Raw genomic sequence first — 19027 nt, forward strand, 5'->3', positions numbered from 1 at the left:
CCACCGACCCCGCCGCCGACCCCGACCCTGCCCCGCTGAACGACATCTGGATCGAAAAAGGCACGCCCGCCTTCATGAAGACCGTGCTGGCCCTGTTCAGCGGCGGCTTCGCCACCTTCGCCCTGCTGTACTGCGTGCAACCGATGATGCCGCTGCTGTCCCGGGAGTTCTCGATCAACGCCGCGCAGAGCAGCCTGGTGCTGTCGGTATCGACCGGGCTGCTGGCGTTCGGCTTGTTGGTCACCGGGCCGATCTCCGACCGCATCGGGCGCAAACCCGTGATGGTCGCCGCGCTGCTCTGCGCCGCACTTTCGACCCTGGCCAGCGCGGTGATGCCGACCTGGGAGCTGGTGCTGGCCACCCGCGCACTGGTCGGCCTGTCGCTGAGCGGCCTGGCGGCCGTGGCGATGACCTACCTGAGCGAAGAGATCCACCCACAACACATCGGCCTGGCCATGGGCCTGTACATCGGCGGCAACGCCATCGGCGGGATGAGCGGGCGGCTGATCACCGGGGTACTGATCGACTTCGTCAGCTGGCACACAGCGATGCTGGTGATCGGCGGCCTGGCCCTGGTGGCGGCGCTGGTGTTCTGGAAAGTGCTGCCTGAATCGCGTAATTTCCGCACGCAGTCGATGAACCCACGCAGCCTGCTGAATGGCTTCGTCATGCACTTCAAGGATGCCGGCCTGCCGTGGCTGTTCCTCGAGGCATTCCTGCTGATGGGCGCGTTCGTCACCTTGTTCAACTACATCGGCTATCGCCTGCTGGCCGAGCCCTACCACATGAACCAGGCGCTGGTCGGCCTGCTGTCGGTAGTCTACCTGTCGGGGATCTACAGCTCGGCGCAGGTGGGCGCCCTGGGCGACCGGCTGGGCCGGCGCCGGGTGTTCTGGGCAAGCATCCTGGTGATGGCCGCTGGCTTGCTGATGACCCTGGCCATGCCGTTGCCACTGGTGATCGTCGGCTTGCTGGTGTTCACCTTCGGCTTCTTCGGCGCGCACTCGACGGCCAGCAGCTGGATCGGCCGCCGCGCCTTCAAGGCCAAAGGGCAGGCTTCATCGCTGTACCTGTTCTGCTACTACGCAGGGTCCAGCGTGGCCGGCACTGCGGGCGGGGTGTTCTGGCACCATGCCGGGTGGAACGGCATCGGGCTGTTCATCGGCAGCCTGCTGGCGGTGGCGCTGTTGGTGGCGTTGCACCTGAGCAAGTTAGCGCCCAAATCGGTGTGAAGCATTCGCGGGTTCACCCGCGAATAGGCCCTCGGATCAGTTGATGATCTCGACGATATCCACATCCACTTCGCGGCTCATCAGGTGCTTCTCCACCTCGCCGGTCAGCTTGACCTTGGTCTTGTCGTTGAACGGCGTCGGCGGCAGGTCTTCATCGTCGATCTCGACGTTGATGGTGCCGGTATTGTCCTTGAACTCGTACTTGTCGTCGTTGTTGATCTTCTTGGTCACGTACCCCTGCAGCACCACTGGGGTGTCATCGGCCGCTTCGTTGGCGGCGGCCACGGTGGTCACGGACTGGGCACCTGGGCCGGTATAACTCGCCGCCAGAGCAGCAGTGCTGAACAGGGGGGCGAGGATCAGGGCGAGGTAGCGGGTTTTCATGGGGATGAGGTCCTGTTTCGGTTTTGATGGCCCCAGGTTAACGAAGATCGCTGAACTCAAGCTTAATCCAACAAAAAGCCCGGCACTTGGCCGGGCTTGCTGTCCTGCGTCATCCGATCACTGATGGTACTGCGCCGACAGCTCATGCACCGCATTGATGAACACGCCAGCATGCTCCGGGTCGACCTCCGGGGTGATGCCGTGGCCCAGGTTGAACACGTGGCCGCTGCCGTTACCGTAGCTGGCGAGGATGCGCGCCACTTCCTTGCGGATGGCCTCGGGCTTGGCGTACAGCACGGTCGGGTCCATGTTGCCCTGCAACGCCACTTTGTCGCCCACGCGGCGGCGGGCGTCGCCGATGTCGCAGGTCCAGTCCAGGCCCAGGGCGTCGGCACCGGCTTCGGCGATGCTTTCCAGCCACAGGCCGCCATTCTTGGTGAACAGGATCACCGGGATCTTGCGCCCTTCGTGCTCGCGGATCAGGCCGCTGACGATCTTGCGCATGTAGGCCAGGGAGAACTCCTGGTAGGCCGCCGCCGACAGGTTGCCGCCCCAGGTGTCGAAGATCTGCACGGCCTGGGCGCCGGCGAGGATCTGCCCGTTGAGGTAGCTGGTGACCGACTGGGCCAGCTTGTCCAGCAGCAGGTGCAAGGCTTGCGGATTGTCATAGGCCATGGCCTTGGTCTTGCGGAAGTCCTTCGACGAGCCGCCTTCGACCATGTAGGTGGCCAGGGTCCAGGGGCTGCCGGAGAAACCGATCAGGGGTACCCGACCATTGAGTTCGCGGCGGATGGTGCTGACCGCGTCCATCACATAGCCAAGGTCTTTCTGCGGATCAGGGATCGGCAGGGCTTCGATGTCGGCCGGAGTGCTGATGACCTTCTTGAAACGCGGCCCTTCGCCGGTTTCGAAGTACAGGCCCAGGCCCATGGCGTCGGGGATGGTGAGGATGTCCGAGAAGAGGATCGCCGCATCCAGCGGGTAGCGGTCCAGCGGCTGCAGGGTGACCTCGCAGGCGAACTGCGGGTTCATGCACAGGCTCATGAAATCGCCGGCCTTGGCGCGGCTCGCGCGGTACTCCGGGAGGTAGCGGCCAGCCTGGCGCATCATCCAGACCGGGGTGACGTCTACGGGTTGCTTGAGCAGAGCACGCAGGAAACGATCGTTCTTCAGGGCAGTCATGTCGGCATCCGGAAAAATAGTGCGGGCATTTTCTCAGACGCCAGCGCAAAAGGCACGGACGAGGCCATGCGATTTGTCTATCGGGTGCCACAGATCAAACGATTTTGTATACAAAAGCTTCGCGGGCAAGCCCGCTCCCACAGGTCCTGCACTGGACCCTGTGGGAGCGGGCTTGCCCGCGAATAGGCCGAATCAGACTTCCAGATAGTCCAGGATGCCTTCGGCGGCAACGCGGCCTTCGAAGATCGCCGTCACCACCAGGTCCGAACCGCGCACCATGTCGCCACCGGCGAACACTTTCGGGTTGCTGGTCTGGTGCTTGAACTTGCCCTTCTCCGGCGCGACAACGCGGCCCTGGCTGTCGGTCTGGATACCGAACTGCTCGAACCACGGTGCCGGGCTCGGGCGGAAGCCGAAGGCGATCACCACGGCATCGGCCGGCAGGATTTCCTCGGAACCCGGGATCGGCTCCGGGCTACGGCGGCCACGAGCATCCGGCTCGCCGAGACGGGTCTCGACCACCTTGACGCCTTCGACCTTGTCCTCGCCGACAATGGCGATAGGCTGGCGGTTGTAGAGGAACTTCACGCCTTCTTCCTTGGCGTTCTTCACCTCTTTGCGCGAACCCGGCATGTTGGCTTCGTCACGGCGATAGGCACAGGTCACCGCCTTGGCGCCCTGGCGGATGGAGGTGCGGTTGCAGTCCATCGCGGTGTCGCCACCGCCCAGCACGACAACCTTCTTGCCCTGCATGTCGACGAAGTCTTCCGGCGACTTCTCGAAGCCCAGGTTGCGGTTGACGTTGGCGATCAGGAAGTCCAGCGCGTCATGCACGCCCGGCAGGTCTTCGCCAGGGAAACCGCCCTTCATGTAGGTGTAGGTGCCCATGCCCATGAACACTGCGTCGTACTCGGCGAGCAGCTGTTCCATGGTGACGTCCTTGCCCACCTCGGTGTTCAGGCGGAACTCGATGCCCATGCCGGTGAAGACTTCGCGACGGTTGGACATCACGGTCTTTTCCAGCTTGAACTCAGGAATGCCGAAGGTCAGCAGGCCACCGATCTCGGGGTTCTTGTCGAACACCACCGGGGTCACCCCGGCACGCACCAGCACGTCGGCACAGCCCAGGCCCGCCGGGCCGGCACCGATGATGGCAACGCGCTTGCCGGTCGGCTTGACCTTGGACATGTCCGGGCGCCAGCCCATGGCGAAGGCGGTATCGGTGATGTACTTCTCCACCGAACCGATGGTCACGGCGCCGAACCCGTCGTTCAGGGTGCAGGCACCCTCGCACAGACGGTCCTGCGGGCACACGCGGCCGCAGACTTCCGGCAGGGTGTTGGTCTGGTGCGACAGTTCGGCAGCGGCCAGGATGTTGCCTTCGGAGACCAGCTTCAGCCAGTTGGGGATGAAGTTGTGGACCGGGCACTTCCATTCGCAGTATGGGTTGCCGCAGCCCAGGCAGCGGTGTGCCTGTTCGACGGACTGCTGGGGCTTGAAGGGCTCGTAGATTTCCACGAACTCTTTCTTGCGCTGGCGCAGCAGCTTCTTCTTCGGGTCCTTGCGGCCCACTTCGATGAACTGGAAGTCGTTGTTCAGACGTTCAGCCATTTTTCAAAACCTCTTTACAGCAGCTGCAAGCTACAAGCTGCAAGCCGCAAGACGATCACTTAAGCCGGGCAAACCTCGTACTGCGCTTACTTGCAGCGCGAGGCTTGCCACTTGCAGCTGTTCTTACTGCGGGTTGGCACGGGTGCTGGACAACAGTTGCTTGAGATTGGCCGCCTTCGGCTTGACCAGCCAGAAGCGCCGCACATAGTCGTCCAGGTTCTCGAAGAGCTCACGCCCCCACTCGCTGCCGGTCTCTTCCACGTACTCGCCCAGGACCCGTGCCAGGTGGCTACGGTAGGCCTCCATCGCTTCACCACTGATACGCTGGATTTCCACCAGTTCGTGGTTGAGCTTGTCGACGAAGGTATTGTCCATGTCGAGCACGTAGGCGAAGCCGCCAGTCATGCCAGAACCGAAGTTGTAACCGGTCTTGCCCAGAACGCAGACAAAGCCGCCGGTCATGTATTCACAGCAGTGATCGCCAGTACCCTCGACAACAGCGTGGGCGCCGGAGTTACGCACAGCGAAACGCTCGCCCGCGGTACCGGCGGCGAACAGCTTGCCACCGGTGGCGCCGTACAGGCAGGTGTTGCCGACGATGGCGCTGTGCTGGGTTTCGAACGGGCTGCCAGCTGGCGGCACGATGGTCAGCTTGCCACCGGTCATGCCCTTGCCGACATAGTCGTTGGCGTCGCCTTCCAGGTGCAGGTTCAGGCCACCGGCGTTCCACACACCGAAGCTCTGGCCCGCTGTGCCCTTGAAGCGGAAGGTGACCGGCGCTGCGGCCATGCCCTGGTTGCCGTGCAGCTTGGCGATTTCGCCAGAGATGCGCGCACCGATGGAGCGGTCGCAGTTGCAGATGTCGAGGCTGAACTCGCCACCGGCCTGATCGCGGATCGCCGGCAAGGCCATCTCGACCATCTTCTCGGCCAGCTCGCCCTTGTCGAACGGCGGGTTCTTGTCCACTTCGCAGAATTGCGGCTTGTCGGCCGGGATGTGCGAGCTGCCCAGCAGCGGCGACAGGTCGAGGTGGTGCTGGCGCTCGGTGTCCCCTGGCAGCACGTCGAGCAAGTCGGTACGGCCGATCAGCTCGCCCAGGCTGCGCACGCCCAGCTTGGCCAGCCACTCACGGGTTTCTTCGGCGACGAAGGTGAAGAAGTTGATCACCATGTCGACGGTGCCGATGTAGTGGTCTTTGCGCAGCTTGTCGTTCTGGGTGGCCACGCCGGTAGCGCAGTTGTTCAGGTGGCAGATGCGCAGGTACTTGCAGCCCAGGGCGATCATCGGCGCGGTGCCGAAACCGAAGCTCTCGGCGCCGAGGATGGCCGCCTTGATCACGTCCAGGCCGGTCTTCAGGCCGCCGTCGGTCTGTACCCGCACCTTGCCGCGCAGGTCGTTGCCGCGCAGGGTCTGGTGGGTTTCGGCCAGGCCCAGTTCCCACGGTGCCCCAGCGTACTTGATCGAGGTCAGCGGCGAAGCGCCGGTACCACCGTCGTAGCCGGAAATGGTGATCAGGTCGGCATAGGCCTTGGCCACGCCAGCGGCGATGGTGCCGACACCGGCTTCTGCCACCAGCTTGACCGATACCAGCGCCTGCGGGTTGACCTGCTTGAGGTCGTAGATCAGCTGCGCCAGGTCTTCGATCGAGTAGATGTCGTGGTGCGGCGGAGGCGAGATCAGGGTCACGCCCGGTACTGCATAGCGCAGCTTGGCGATCAGGCCATTGACCTTGCCGCCTGGCAGCTGGCCACCCTCGCCGGGCTTGGCGCCCTGGGCCACCTTGATCTGCAGCACTTCGGCGTTGACCAGGTATTCCGGGGTGACGCCAAAGCGGCCGGTGGCCACCTGCTTGATCTTGGAGCTACGGATGGTGCCGTAGCGCGATGGGTCTTCACCGCCCTCACCGGAGTTCGAGCGCGCGCCCAGGCGGTTCATGGCCTCGGCCAGGGCTTCGTGGGCTTCTGGCGACAGTGCGCCCAGCGAGATACCGGCGGAGTCGAAGCGCTTGAGGATGTCCTCCAACGGCTCGATCTGCTCCAGCGGCAGTGCCTGGTCGGCGACCTTGACCTTCAGCAGGTCGCGAATCATCGACACCGGGCGCTGATCGACCAGCGTGGTGTACTCCTTGAACTTGGCGTAGTCGCCCTGCTGCACGGCAGCCTGCAGGGTGTTGACCACGTCCGGGTTGTAGGCGTGGTACTCGCCACCGTGGACGAACTTCAGCAGACCGCCTTGCTGGATCGGCTTGCGCGCGCTCCAGGCTTCGGTGGCGAGCAGCTTCTGGTCGCTTTCCAGGTCGACGAAGCGCGCGCCCTTGATGCGGCTGGACACGCCCTTGAAGCTCAGGCCGACCACTTCCTCGGCCAGGCCCACGGCTTCGAACAACTGGGCGCCACGGTACGAGGCAATGGTGGAGATACCCATCTTCGACAGGATCTTCAGCAGGCCCTTGGAGATGCCCTTGCGGTAGTACTTGAACACTTCGTCCAGGTCACCGAGCACTTCGCCGGTACGGATCAGGTCGGCCAGCACTTCATAGGCCAGGTACGGGTACACGGCCGAGGCGCCGAAGCCCAGCAGCACGGCGAAGTGGTGCGGGTCGCGGGCGGTAGCGGTCTCGACCAGGATGTTGCTGTCGCACCGCAGGCCTTGCTCGGTCAGGCGGTGGTGCACGGCGCCCACGGCGAGAGAGGCATGCACCGGCAGCTTGCCCGGGGCGATGTTGCGGTCGCTCAGCACCAGCTGGGTCTTGCCGCCACGTACCGCTTCCTCGGCCTGGTCGGCGATGTTGCGAATGGCCGCTTCCAGGCCGACGCTTTCCTCGTAGTTGAGGTCGATCAGCTGGCGGTCGAAGCCTTCGCGCTCCAGGCTCATCAGCGAACGCCACTTGGCGGGCGAGATCACCGGCGAGCTGAGGATCACCCGCGAGGCGTGCTCGGGGGATTCCTGGAAGATATTGCGCTCGGCGCCAAGGCAGATTTCCAGCGACATGACGATCGCTTCGCGCAGCGGGTCGATCGGCGGGTTGGTCACCTGGGCGAACTGCTGGCGGAAGAAGTCGTACGGCGAGCGCACGCGCTGGGACAGCACGGCCATCGGCGTGTCGTCACCCATCGAGCCGACCGCCTCCTGGCCCTGCTCGCCGAGCGGGCGCAGCACCTGGTCACGCTCTTCGAAGGTGACCTGGAACATCTTCATGTACTGCTTGAGCTGGTCGCTGTCGTAGCTGGCCACGCCCTGGTCGTCGGTCAGCGTCGCCTGGATGCGGGTGGCGTGCTGACGCAGCCAGCGCTTGTACGGGTGGCGCGACTTGAGGCGGTTGTCGATGGCATCGGTGTCGAGGATCTGGCCGGTCTCGGTGTCGACGGCGAAGATCTGGCCCGGGCCGACGCGGCCCTTGGCCAGGACGTCCTCGGGCTTGTAGTCCCACACGCCGATTTCCGAGGCCAGGGTGATGTAGCCGTTCTTGGTGGTCACCCAGCGCGCCGGACGCAGGCCGTTGCGGTCGAGCAGGCACACGGCGTGGCGGCCTTCGGTCATGACGATACCGGCCGGGCCATCCCACGGCTCCATGTGCATGGAGTTGTATTCGTAGAAGGCGCGCAGGTCGGCGTCCATGGTCTCGACGTTCTGCCACGCTGGCGGTACCAGCATGCGCACGCCACGGAACAGGTCGATACCACCGGTGACCATCAGTTCGAGCATGTTGTCCATGCTCGAAGAGTCCGAACCCACGCGGTTGACCAGCGGGCCAAGCTCCTCGAGGTCAGGGATCAGGTCGTTGGAGAACTTGGTGCGACGGGCCATGGCCCAGTTGCGGTTGCCGGTGATGGTGTTGATCTCGCCGTTGTGGGCGAGGAAGCGGAACGGCTGCGCCAGCGGCCATTTCGGCAAGGTATTGGTGGAGAAGCGCTGGTGGAACACGCAGATCGCGGTCTGCAGGCGCTCGTCATCGAGGTCCGGATAGAACGCCGCGAGATCGCGCGGCATCATCAGGCCTTTGTAGATGATGGTCTTGTGCGAGAAGCTGCAGATGTAGTGGTCGGTGTCGTGGGCGTTGGCCACGGACGAGCGACGACGGGCGCTGAACAGCTTGATGGCGAATTCCTGGTCGCTCAGGCCTTCACCGCCGATGAACACCTGTTCGATCTGCGGCAGGCGCTCGAGGGCCAGGCGGCCGAGCACGCTGGTGTCGATCGGCACTTTGCGCCAGCCGACCAGCTTCAGGCCGGCGTTGACGATCTCGCGGTCCATGTTGGCGCGAGCGGCTTCGGCTTTGACCGGGTCCTGATTGAAGAACACCATGCCGACGGCGTACTGCTTGGGCAGTTCGACGGCGAAGTGCTCCTGGGCCACGGCACGCAGGAATTGATCGGGCTTCTGCATGAGCAGACCGCAACCGTCACCGGTCTTGCCGTCGGCATTGATGCCGCCGCGGTGGGTCATGCAGGTCAGTGCCTGCATGGCGGTTTGCAGAAGGTGGTGGCTCGGTTCGCCCGTCATATGGGCGATCAGGCCAAAACCACAGTTGTCCTTGAATTCTTCGGGATGGTACAGACCTGTTTTCATAGACACATTCTCACCAGGTTCACCTCTCAACGGAGGTAAATCTCTTTTTAGTACAACCACTTACCATCCACGCCGATCAAACGCCAGCTTTTTTGCGGTGGCCATGGAAAACCATTGTTGCACAGCGACAGCGACGCCCACAAATTTTCATGTCTCACCATTGAAAATTTATGTCGCAATTTTGAATGTTTTTGCGCCATGCGCCGTGATAACGGCATGACTCGAGTCTGAAGCGTTTCAGCCATGACTGCAAGTAAGGCTTGTGGCCGGCAGTCTGGGACAGAAAAGCCTGCCGCGCTCAGGCGCAGCAGGCTAGACAGTTGTCATTGGTCGCTCAGCAACTGGGCGGCGGGGTGGTGCCGCCCGGCAGGTATCAGCGGGCCGAGGCCAGCTCTTGTTGGACGCTGGCAACGGTACGTGGCCAAGGTTTACCAGCCTGGACCTTCGCTGGCAAGTTCTTGATTGCCGCAACTGCGGCGTCACGATTGGCAAAGCTACCATAAGTGACGACGTACAGTGGCTTGCCTTGCAGGTTTTTCTTGAAGTAGCGATAGTCGCCACCTTGCGCCTTGATGAACGCCTGGGCGGACGCCTCGGAACTGGTGCCGAAGATCTGCACCACGTAGTTACCAGGCTTCTGCCCGCCGTACCAGCCGCTGTTGCCACTGCCGCCGGCAGCCGGCTTGGCACTGGCGACCTGGGTCGGCTGCTGCACGGGTTTGGCAGGTGCAACCGGCTTTGGCTGCTGGGCTGCGGGCTTCTGGGCTTGCGCAACCGGCTGCGATGGGGCGGCGCTGATCGGCTGTACCGGTGCAGGCGCAGGGCCTGCCGCCACGCCCTCGGGTGGAGCCGTGGTGGTCACGGTCGGTGGGGTCGACGGCTGCAGGGCGGTATTGCCGGCTGGGCCGCCTTCCTCGCCATCGCCCATGCCGGCAGCCTGGGCCAGCGGCTCGCGCATCACCGGCTGGGATTGGCCGACCAACGGTAGCGGCATGGGCTGGGAGTTGCCCGAGAACTCGATGGCAGGGCCACCGTTGTTGGATTGCGCAGCACCTGGCTGGCCTTCACCCAATGGCAACTGGGCCTGGGCGGCCGGCGCCTCGGCGGGCGCCTTGTCGCCTTTCTTGGGCATGAGGACCGCGGCCGCTACGGCGACCACGACTACAGCGGACAGGGCGAGCACGTGTTTCTTTGGCATTTTGAACCCCATGGATGGTCGCTTGGCCGTCGAACGGGTGGCGATCATGGCTTCGATCAAGGTGTCGCGGGCGACCTGATTGATGTTGCCAGGCCAACCGTCGGACTGTTCATGGATATCGACGATCTGCTCGCGAGTGAACACGTCGATGCCCTGGCCCGCGCCCTCCAGGCGCTGCTCCAGGTACTCGCGGGTCTCGTCCTCGCTGTAGGGTGCCAGTTCGATGACATGGAAACGCTCCTCATCGGTGTGGATCGCCTCCAGCGCGGCTATCAATGACGGCTCGCCGAACAGGAACACGTGTGGACGCCCTTCCGGCACGCCAGCCGCCAGCTCCAGCAACGCTTGGAGTGCCGACTCGTCGAGTTGTTCCGCATCGTCAACCAGCAGATACACTTCCTGCCCGGTCAGCGCCAGTTGCACCACCTGAGACAGGATGGTCTGCATCTCCGGCTGGGCCACGCCCAACGACTGGGCCACCTGGCCAAGCACGCTGGCGGCATCGCTGGCGCCGCGTGCCGAAATCACCACGCTCTGCACCGACTGCTTGTTGGTACTGGCCACCAAGGCCTGGCGCAGCAGGGTCTTGCCACTGCCGACCGGGCCGCTGACCACCAGCATCAACTGGCTGTAGCGCGCCAGGTGATGCAGCTGGCCGAGCACCGGCTTGCGCTGGGCGGGGAAGAACTTGAAGCCGGGCACACGCGGCGCGAACGGATCGTGGCTCAGCTGGTAGTGGTCGAGAAACGCCTCATCGGCATGCAAACTGGTCATTGCGCTGTCACAACCTCAAAGCTGCGCCACGATCGCGCGGTAGTCCGCCGACAACGTGGCTTGAAGAATCTCTTTCGAATAGTCGTCGGTGACCACGGCCTCACCCATCTGGCGCAGCAGCACCAGGCGCAGACGGCCATCGATCACCTTCTTGTCGACCGCCATGTGCTCCATGAAGTGCGCGGGGGTCATCTCCTCGGGCGGCACGACCGGCAGGCCAGCATCGCGCAACAGGCGGATGCCGCGATCACGCGCGGCCTGGTCGATCCACCCCAGGCGCATGGACATTTCCAGGGCCATGACCGTGCCGGCCGCCACGGCTTCGCCGTGCAGCCAGACGCCGTAGCCCATGTGGGTCTCGATGGCGTGGCCGAAGGTGTGGCCCAGGTTGAGGGTCGCGCGCACGCCGGATTCACGCTCATCGGCGCCGACCACCGCCGCCTTGGCCGCACACGAGCGACGGATGGCCTCGGTCAGTGCCGCGGGTTCCAGGCCGCGCAACGCCGTCATGTTCTCTTCGAGCCAGCCGAGGAACGGTTCGTCGCAGATCAGCCCGTACTTGATCACTTCGGCAAGCCCGGCGGACAGTTCACGCGCGGGCAGGGTCTTGAGGCTGGTGGTGTCGATCAGCACCGCATTGGGCTGGTAGAACGCACCGACCATGTTCTTGCCCAGCGGGTGGTTGATACCGGTCTTGCCTCCTACCGAGGAGTCGACCTGGGACAACAGGGTGGTGGGCACCTGGATGAAGTCGACACCGCGCTGGTAGCAGGCCGCGGCGAAGCCGGCCATGTCGCCGATCACTCCGCCGCCGAGGGCGACCACGGTGGTACGGCGGTCGTGGCGGGCGCTCAGCAGGCCGTCGAAGATCAGCTGCAGGGTTTCCCAGTTCTTGTAGGCCTCGCCATCGGGGAGCACCACCGGCAGGACCGAATAGGCCCCCAAGGTCTTGCTCAGCCGTTCGAGGTAGAGCGGGGCGACGGTTTCGTTGGAGACGATGGCGACCTGTCGCCCGGCAATGTGCGGCGCCAGCAGCTCGGGCTGGTCCAGCAGGCCTTCGCCAATGTAGATCGGGTAGCTACGCTCGCCCAGGTCGACCTTTAGTGTCTGCATGTATCCCCACAATGTACTTGGGCGCGGCGCCGATCGTGCGACCCACGCGTTGAACCTCGCCTCGGCGTGGTCGCCGAGAATAGTCCCGGCTTACCGGGGCGGCAACTGCTGCAAACGCTCGAGAATATCCAGCACCACCATACGTGGCGGCCGTTCGTCGGTTTCCACCACCAGGTCGGCGATCTCCCGGTAGAGCGGGTCGCGCGCCTCCAGCAGAGCGCGCAGGGTGGCCTCCGGGTTGGCGGTGCGCAGCAGCGGGCGGTTGCGATCGCGCGCGGTACGCCCGACCTGCTGCTCTACCGACGCGTGCAGGTAGATCACCCGGCCACCGGCGTGCAGCGCGCGACGATTGGCTTCGCGCATGACCGCGCCGCCACCGGTGGCGACTACCACGCCGTCGAGCGTGCACAGTTCGGCAATCATGGCCTGCTCACGGTCACGGAAGCCCGGCTCGCCTTCCTTGTCGAAAATCCACGGGATGTTGGCGCCGGTACGCAGTTCGATTTCCTTGTCGGAATCCTTGAACAGCAGGCGCAGCTCTTTGGCCAAAAGGCGCCCAATGGTGCTTTTACCGGCACCCATGGGCCCTACAAGTATCAAATTTCGCACAGAATCAACGACTCACAGCAATCGTCTGGTCACTCATGATACGCGGAGTCAGGAAGACCAGCAGCTCGGATTTTTTCTCTTGTAATGCATCGCGTCGAAACAGCCGCCCAACATACGGCAGATCGCCGAAAAATGGCACCTTGTCGACCACTTTGTTTTGCGTGGTCGAGTACACCCCGCCGATCACGATGGTCTCGCCATCGGCCACGCGAACCTTGGCATTGACCTCGTTCTTGCGGATTGGCGGTACGTCGTTCAGGGCATTGACGTAATCCGGCTCGTCCTTGGTCACTCGCACCGCCATGATCACCTTGCCATCCAGGGTTATCTGCGGGGTGACCTCGAGCGACAACGACGCCTCGCGGAACGACACCGAGGTGGCGCCGCTCTTGCTGGTTTCCTGGTAGGGCACCTCGGTCCCCTTGAGGATCCGCGCGGTTTCCTTGTCGGCAGTGACCACCTTGGGCTGCGAGATGATCTCGCCATCACCGCTTTTTTCCATCGCGCTGAGTTCAAGGTCCAGCAGCACATCGCCACGCAGCAGGCCCAGGCCTACCCCCGAGCCGGCCCGCTCCACGCCAAGGTCGACGAACAACTCCTTGCCCAGCCGCGTGGTCTCGCCGTGCAACGACCTGCCCCAGCGCACACCCAGGCTCTTCTCGTAGTCGACATTGGCCTCGACGATCCGGGCCTCGATCGCCACCTGACGGACAGGGACGTCCAACTCAGCGACCAGCCGCCGCAATTCGGCCAGGCGCTCGGCCGGCTGGTAGGCCACCAGGGTATTGGTACGCGGATCGACGCTCAGGCTGCCACGGCCGGTGAGAATGCCATCGTCGGCCAGGGTTGCCAGCAGCAACTCGACCAATTCGCCGGCCTTGGCGTGGTGGACCGGCAGCAGTTCGCGGCGCAGCGGCTGCAAGGGCGCCACGCCAGGCAGCCCAAAACCGTTTTCGCCGGCCGGCCCGGCGAACTCACCGGCAGGTGCGACCAGCAGCACATTACCCTCCTCGCGCTTGGCCAGGCCCTTGCTGCGCAGGATCAGGTCCAGCGCTTGGTCCCAGGGCACGTCCTGCAGGCGCAAGGTGACGCTGCCCTGCACCGAGTCACCGGCCACCAGGTTGATGCCGGCATGATCCGCCAGCATCTGCAGCACAGCGCGCACCTGCACATCCTGAACGTTCAACGACAGCGATTCACCGTGGTAGGGCGTCGCTGCTGCCAGCGGAATCGGCAACGCCAGCGCCCACAGCCATTTCCAAACGGTACCCAGCTTCATCCGTGCCCCCTCTCTGCCGCCCCTGGCCCAACCTCAGAAATACGCTGTGCTCCTGCCAGCGGCCGCTGGTGAACAAGCGTTCGCGTACCTCCAGCGAAGTTTCGTCGATACCGACCACCCGCCCCTCGTTGCGCCCCAGCGCATCGCCCAGCCGCACGCGGTGCACCTGCCCACCGACCGACAGCAATACCTGGCGGTCCTCGCCCCGGAAGAGACTGCCGACCATCTGCAACTGCCCCAGCGGCACTCCAGCCAGGCCGGCCTCGCCCGGTATGACAGCCTTGGCGAAAAGATCCACTGCCGGCGCACCAGGCGCAGGCCGAGCGGGCTCGTCAGCCAGCGAGGCGGGCATGGGCGAAAGACCGTCGGCGCGGTAGGCATGCACCTGCAGGTTCAAGCGCAGTCGCTCGCCGGCCGGCTCGACGCGCGACCACTGGAAGTCACCCGTGCCCAGCAGGCGCACCTGCCCGAGCCAGTCATCGAGCCAGAGCCGTAACGCCCCGTAACGCCCCGTTACCTGCAATTGCAAGGGGGTTTGCCAATAACCCTCATGGCGGACCTCATCGAGCAGGTCCAGCTGTTCGACGAGCAGCCCGTGTACATGTGCCGACCAGGTGAGACGCTCCATCAACGCCGCCAACCCCTCCCCAGCCGAAAGCCGCCAACGTGCCGCCTGCAACCGACCCTGCGCGGCTGCCAACGCCGCTCGCACTTTGTCCAGCTCGTACATTTCAGACTGCCGTGCCTGCTCGCCTTCAGCCAGGACCTGAGCCGCTGCATCCTGCTCCTGCTGCACCCGCCAATGCTCCGGCAAGCGCCAGGCGGCGCCCATGCCAAGCACCAGCAACGCGGCGAGCGCGACCAACGCCCATCGCACGGCAGCTGCCTGGTCGGCTATCCAGTCCGCATCCACCCCAGGCCAGCGCATCACGACGCTGCAGCCGATACATGCACGGTCAAGCGGAAGTGCTCGCCGCTGGCCTGGCGCTGCATGTGCCTGAGTACGGGCTCGCGCAGCCCTGAGGCCAGCTCCAACTGCTGGATGAAGGCAACCAGAGAACCGGCGGATACCGCCAGGCCGGCAATTTGCAGCTGCGTCCCTTCGAGGGTCAGTGCGGTGAGCTCGACGCCTTCTGGCAAAGCCCGCTCAAGTTCGCCCAATAGGGTAGGCAGCCGCTGCTGCCCGGCGCGCAGAGCGGCCAGCGCCCGGGATTGCCCGTGCGTCTGTTCGAGCGCCGTACGCAGGTGGGCCAGCGGTTCCAGGTAGCTATCCAGCACCGCGATGGCCCGTGCACGCTGCTGGCTCGCGACCGCCTGCTCGTGCAAGCGCTGCCGTGCCAACTGGTCGATCAGCAGCACCAGGCCCAAGGCCAGGCACAGGCTGCCCACCAGCGCCTGCTGAAAGCGACGTACCCTGGCCAAGCGCTGGCGCTCGCGCCAAGGCAACAGGTTCAGAAGCAGCATCAGCGCAGCCCTCCCAGGGCCAGGGCATAGGCCAGGGCCATGCCGCCGTCGCCTTCTGCCAACCCCGGCAGGGGCGGCAGTGATTGGCACGGTACGCCGAATGCCTTGCTCAACAGCTCGAGCCGAGCAGGCGCCAGCACCTGACTGCCGACCACCGCCAACGCCGCAGCCGGCAGCGGCTGGACAGCGTCCCATGAGCCCGCTGGCAAGGCCAGCGCATGCCGCTGCGGCGGCTGCTCGCGGGGCCAGCAATGCAAGGTCGCGTCACTTGCCTCCAACCGCAACAGCGCCTGGTCACCCGTGGCGAACTCCGGTGCGATGCGCTGCAAGGCAATGCTGTCGACCTCGACCGCCATCAGCCGCAACCCCGCTTGCGCTGTGAGCTGTTCAAGCGGCTCCAAGGCGCTCTGCCGACAGGCGGCCACAAATACATCCTGGCACCCCTCCTGCTCGACCGAAGCGCCAAGGCCCTGAAAATCGAGCGCCAGGTCTTCGAGCGGAAAGGGGAACAGGCGCTCGGCCTCGGCAAGCAATTGCGCCTCGAGTTGCGCTGGCCCCAGGCCGCTCGGCAAGCGACAGCGCTTGCAGATCACTTGCGAGCCAGGCAACGCCAGCACGGCACCGCGCTGTCGGCTGCCACTCCGGTGCAGGGCGTTTCTCAGGGCCGAAACGACGACACCGGGGTCGTCGCTCGCCGCACCTGCGCCGAGCGGCTCCGACACGCAGGCCGTCACCCGGTGGCGCCCACGACGCCCCTGGAGTTGAATGATCCGTACCGAATCGGGGGCAATTTCAACCCCCAGCAGTGATCCGGCATCCTTGCCGAAGCGTCCAAGCATCGCTGTTCCCTTAGCTCATGGTGATAAACCTGCTCGGACGGATGGCTGCACAAGCCATGCGCCGAGGCCGGCCGCCCAGGCGGTGCCCCGGCGGGGCGAAAAATGCTTATAATGCCCAGCGTTTTTCCGGCGCTGGCCGCGTGCAATCCACTCCTCAACCTGGACACCCAAAAGCCTTGATACGCCTGCTGAAGTTCTTCTGGTGGTCTTTCGTCGCAGTCATCTGCGCGCTCGTACTCGGTGTGAGCGGTGCGTTTCTGTATCTTAGTCCCAGCCTGCCCTCCGTCGACGCTCTCAGAAGCATCCAGTTGCAGATCCCCCTGAGGGTCTATAGCAGCGACGGCAAGCTGATTGCCGAGTTTGGCGAAATGCGCCGCTCGCCGATCCGCTTCGCGGAAATCCCCCCACAGTTCATCCAGGCGCTTCTGTCAGCCGAAGACGACAATTTCCTCAATCACTACGGCGTCGACCCAGGCAGCCTGATGCGTGCCGCGACCCAATTGCTGAAGTCTGGCCATATCCAGACCGGCGGCAGCACTATCACCATGCAGGTGGCGAAGAACTTCTTCCTCACCAACGAACGCAGTTTCTCGCGCAAGACCACCGAGATTCTCCTGGCCCTGCAGATCGAACGCGAGCTGACCAAGGACGAGATCCTCGAGCTGTACGTCAACAAGATCTACCTGGGCAACCGCGCCTACGGCATCGACGCCGCCGCGCAGGTTTACTACGGCAAGTCGATCCGCGATGTGAGCCTGGCGCAGATGGCGATGATCGCCGGCCTGCCCAAGGCACCGTCGCGCTTCAATCCACTGGCCAACCCGGTGCGCGCCAAGGAGCGCCGCGACTGGATCCTCGGTCGTATGTACAAGCTCGGCAAGATCGATCAGGCCAGTTACGAAACCGCCCTGGCCGAACCGCTCAACGCCAGCTACCACGTACCGACCCCGGAAGTGAATGCGCCGTACATCGCCGAGATGGCCCGCGCCGAGATGGTAGGGCGCTACGGCAGCGACGCCTATACCGAAGGTTTCCGGGTAACCACCACGGTGCCTAGCGACATGCAGGAAATGGCCAACAGCGCCGTGCTCAACGGCCTGTCCGACTACGACGAGCGCCATGGCTACCGCGGCCCGGAGTCGCGCTTCCCAGGCAAGACCCACGCCGCCTGGCTACAGGAACTCAACAAGCAGCGGCCACTGGGCGGGCTCGAGCCGGCCATCGTCACCCAGGTCGACAAGACCGGCCTGACGGTCATGACCCGTGGTGGCCAGGAAGAGAGCGTGGCCTGGGACACCATGAAGTGGGCACGCCCCTACCTCAATACCAACGCCCAGGGCCGTGCGCCGCAATCGCCTGCGGACGTGGCCCAGGTCGGCGACCTGGTGCGCCTGCAACGCCTGGAGGACGGTTCGCTGAAGTTCAGCCAGGTGCCAGCGGCGCAGAGCGCGCTGGTCACCCTCGACCCGTACAGCGGCGCCATTCGCGCCCTGGTCGGCGGCTTCTCGTTCGAGCAGAGCAACTACAACCGCGCCATGCAGGCCAAGCGCCAACCTGGCTCGAGCTTCAAGCCCTTCGTCTACAGCGCTGCACTGGACAGTGGCTACACCGCTGCCAGCCTGGTCAACGATGCGCCGATCGTGTTCGTCGACGAGTACCTGGACAAGGTCTGGCGACCGAAGAACGACACCAATACCTTCCTCGGCCCGATCCGCATGCGCGAGGCGCTGTACAAGTCGCGCAACCTGGTGTCGATCCGCCTGCTGCAGGCCATGGGCGTGGACCGCACCATCGACTACATCGCCAAGTTCGGCTTCAACAAGCAGGACCTGCCGCGCAACCTGTCGCTGGCGCTGGGCACCGCCACGCTGACGCCGATGGAGATCGCCACCGGCTGGAGCACCTTCGCCAACGGCGGCTACAAGATCAACCCGTACCTCATCGAGCGTATCGAAAGCCGCGACGGCCAGACCCTGTTCACCGCCAACCCGGCTCGCGTGCCCCAGGGCGCCGAAGACAACGCCGGCGTGGCCGCGCCCGAGCAACCGATCAGCACCGCCGCCCCGCTGCCCGGCGAGGCGCCGTCGGCCTATGGCCAGGTCGCACCGCCGCCACAGACGCCGGCGGTGGCCGAACAGATCGTCGATGGCCGCACCACCTACATCCTCACCAGCATGCTGCAGGACGTGATCAAGCGTGGCACCGGGCGCCGCGCCCTGGCCCTGGGCCGCACCGACCTGGCAGGCAAGACCGGCACCACCAACGAGTCGAAGGACGCCTGGTTCTCCGGCTACAACGCCGACTACGTGACCTCGGTATGGGTGGGCTTCGACCAACCGGAAAGCCTGGGCCGCCGCGAATACGGTGGCACCGTGGCGCTGCCGATCTGGATGAACTTCATGGGCGCCGCGCTCAAGGACAAGCCAAACCACCCGCCGGCCGAGCCGGAAGGCATCCTCAGCCTGCGGGTCGACCCGATCAGCGGCCGCGCCGCCTCGCCGAGCACGCCGAATGCCTACTTCGAGCTGTTCAAGGCCGAAGACTCGCCACCGTCGGTGGATGAGCTGGGCAACGGCGTGGCCCCTGGCAGCCCGCTACCAGCGGACGAAGCGGCGCCGATGGATCTGTTCTGATCTTGATTCCTGAGTGATGCATAGAACGAGCGCCGCGCGGGCGGCGCTCGATATCCGCCGCGCTGCAACCATCAAGGCGAGCCCACAAAAAAAGCCCCGACTCCTACGAGCCGGGGCTTTTTCATGTCGCTACAGCGGCT

At 64.6% G+C, this 19027-nt stretch carries 13 protein-coding genes; 2 read left to right on the forward strand and 11 right to left on the reverse strand.

Annotation, left to right across the window (positions count from 1 at the left end; all coding sequences use genetic code 11):
- Positions 1-35 precede the first annotated feature (35 nt).
- The gene (locus tag IAE37_RS07460; protein WP_236409849.1) at positions 36-1232 is read left to right on the forward strand and encodes an MFS transporter; all 1197 of its coding nucleotides are present in this window, start codon (positions 36-38) and stop codon (positions 1230-1232) included.
- 36 nt (positions 1233-1268) lie between these two features.
- Here IAE37_RS07460 and IAE37_RS07465 read toward each other — a convergent pair whose 3' ends face one another.
- The 11 genes from IAE37_RS07465 to pilM all read right to left on the reverse strand — a co-directional run bounded on the left by IAE37_RS07465 (position 1269) and on the right by pilM (position 16254).
- Positions 1269-1616, reverse strand: a complete 348-nt coding sequence (locus tag IAE37_RS07465) for a YgiW/YdeI family stress tolerance OB fold protein (RefSeq protein ID WP_201171656.1) — start codon at positions 1614-1616, stop codon at positions 1269-1271.
- Positions 1617-1733: 117 nt separating this feature from the next.
- Positions 1734-2798 carry a uroporphyrinogen decarboxylase gene (gene hemE, locus IAE37_RS07470; RefSeq protein WP_201171659.1) on the reverse strand — a complete coding sequence of 355 codons (1065 nt, stop codon included), beginning with the start codon at positions 2796-2798 and terminating at the stop codon, positions 1734-1736.
- Between the two features lie 192 nt (positions 2799-2990).
- Positions 2991-4409: an FAD-dependent oxidoreductase gene (locus IAE37_RS07475; RefSeq protein WP_201171662.1), complete on the reverse strand. Its 1419-nt coding sequence runs from the start codon at positions 4407-4409 to the stop codon at positions 2991-2993.
- 123 nt (positions 4410-4532) lie between these two features.
- A complete protein-coding gene (gltB, locus tag IAE37_RS07480; RefSeq protein ID WP_201171665.1) occupies positions 4533-8978 on the reverse strand; it encodes a glutamate synthase large subunit in 4446 nt (1481 codons plus the stop codon).
- Between the two features lie 373 nt (positions 8979-9351).
- On the reverse strand, positions 9352-10950 hold the full coding sequence (locus IAE37_RS07485) for an AAA family ATPase (protein ID WP_201171667.1): 1599 nt from the start codon (positions 10948-10950) through the stop codon (positions 9352-9354).
- A 15-nt stretch (positions 10951-10965) separates the two neighbouring features.
- Complete coding sequence (gene aroB, locus IAE37_RS07490) at positions 10966-12063, reverse strand: 3-dehydroquinate synthase (protein ID WP_201171669.1); 1098 nt, start codon at positions 12061-12063, stop codon at positions 10966-10968.
- Between the two features lie 90 nt (positions 12064-12153).
- A complete protein-coding gene (gene aroK / locus IAE37_RS07495) occupies positions 12154-12672 on the reverse strand; it encodes a shikimate kinase AroK (RefSeq protein ID WP_201171680.1) in 519 nt (172 codons plus the stop codon).
- Positions 12673-12676: 4 nt separating this feature from the next.
- Entirely contained in the window at positions 12677-13951 is a 1275-nt protein-coding gene (locus tag IAE37_RS07500; RefSeq protein WP_201171688.1) for a type IV pilus secretin PilQ, read from the reverse strand.
- On the reverse strand, positions 13869-14879 hold the full coding sequence (locus IAE37_RS29065; protein ID WP_201171690.1) for a pilus assembly protein PilP: 1011 nt from the start codon (positions 14877-14879) through the stop codon (positions 13869-13871). The genes IAE37_RS07500 and IAE37_RS29065 overlap by 83 nt, the downstream gene beginning before the upstream one ends.
- Complete coding sequence (locus IAE37_RS07510) at positions 14879-15415, reverse strand: PilN domain-containing protein (protein ID WP_236409846.1); 537 nt, start codon at positions 15413-15415, stop codon at positions 14879-14881. The genes IAE37_RS29065 and IAE37_RS07510 overlap by 1 nt, the downstream gene beginning before the upstream one ends.
- A complete protein-coding gene (gene pilM, locus IAE37_RS07515; protein WP_201171692.1) occupies positions 15415-16254 on the reverse strand; it encodes a type IV pilus biogenesis protein PilM in 840 nt (279 codons plus the stop codon). Before pilM ends, IAE37_RS07510 begins: the two co-directional genes overlap by 1 nt.
- A gap of 179 nt (positions 16255-16433) precedes the next feature.
- Between pilM and IAE37_RS07520 the strand changes: the two genes are divergently transcribed.
- Entirely contained in the window at positions 16434-18887 is a 2454-nt protein-coding gene (locus IAE37_RS07520; RefSeq protein ID WP_442967780.1) for a penicillin-binding protein 1A, read from the forward strand.
- Positions 18888-19027 lie beyond the last annotated feature (140 nt).

It is taken from the genome of Pseudomonas sp. S31 (assembly GCF_016648105.1).
Taxonomy (GTDB): Bacteria; Pseudomonadota; Gammaproteobacteria; order Pseudomonadales; family Pseudomonadaceae; genus Aquipseudomonas.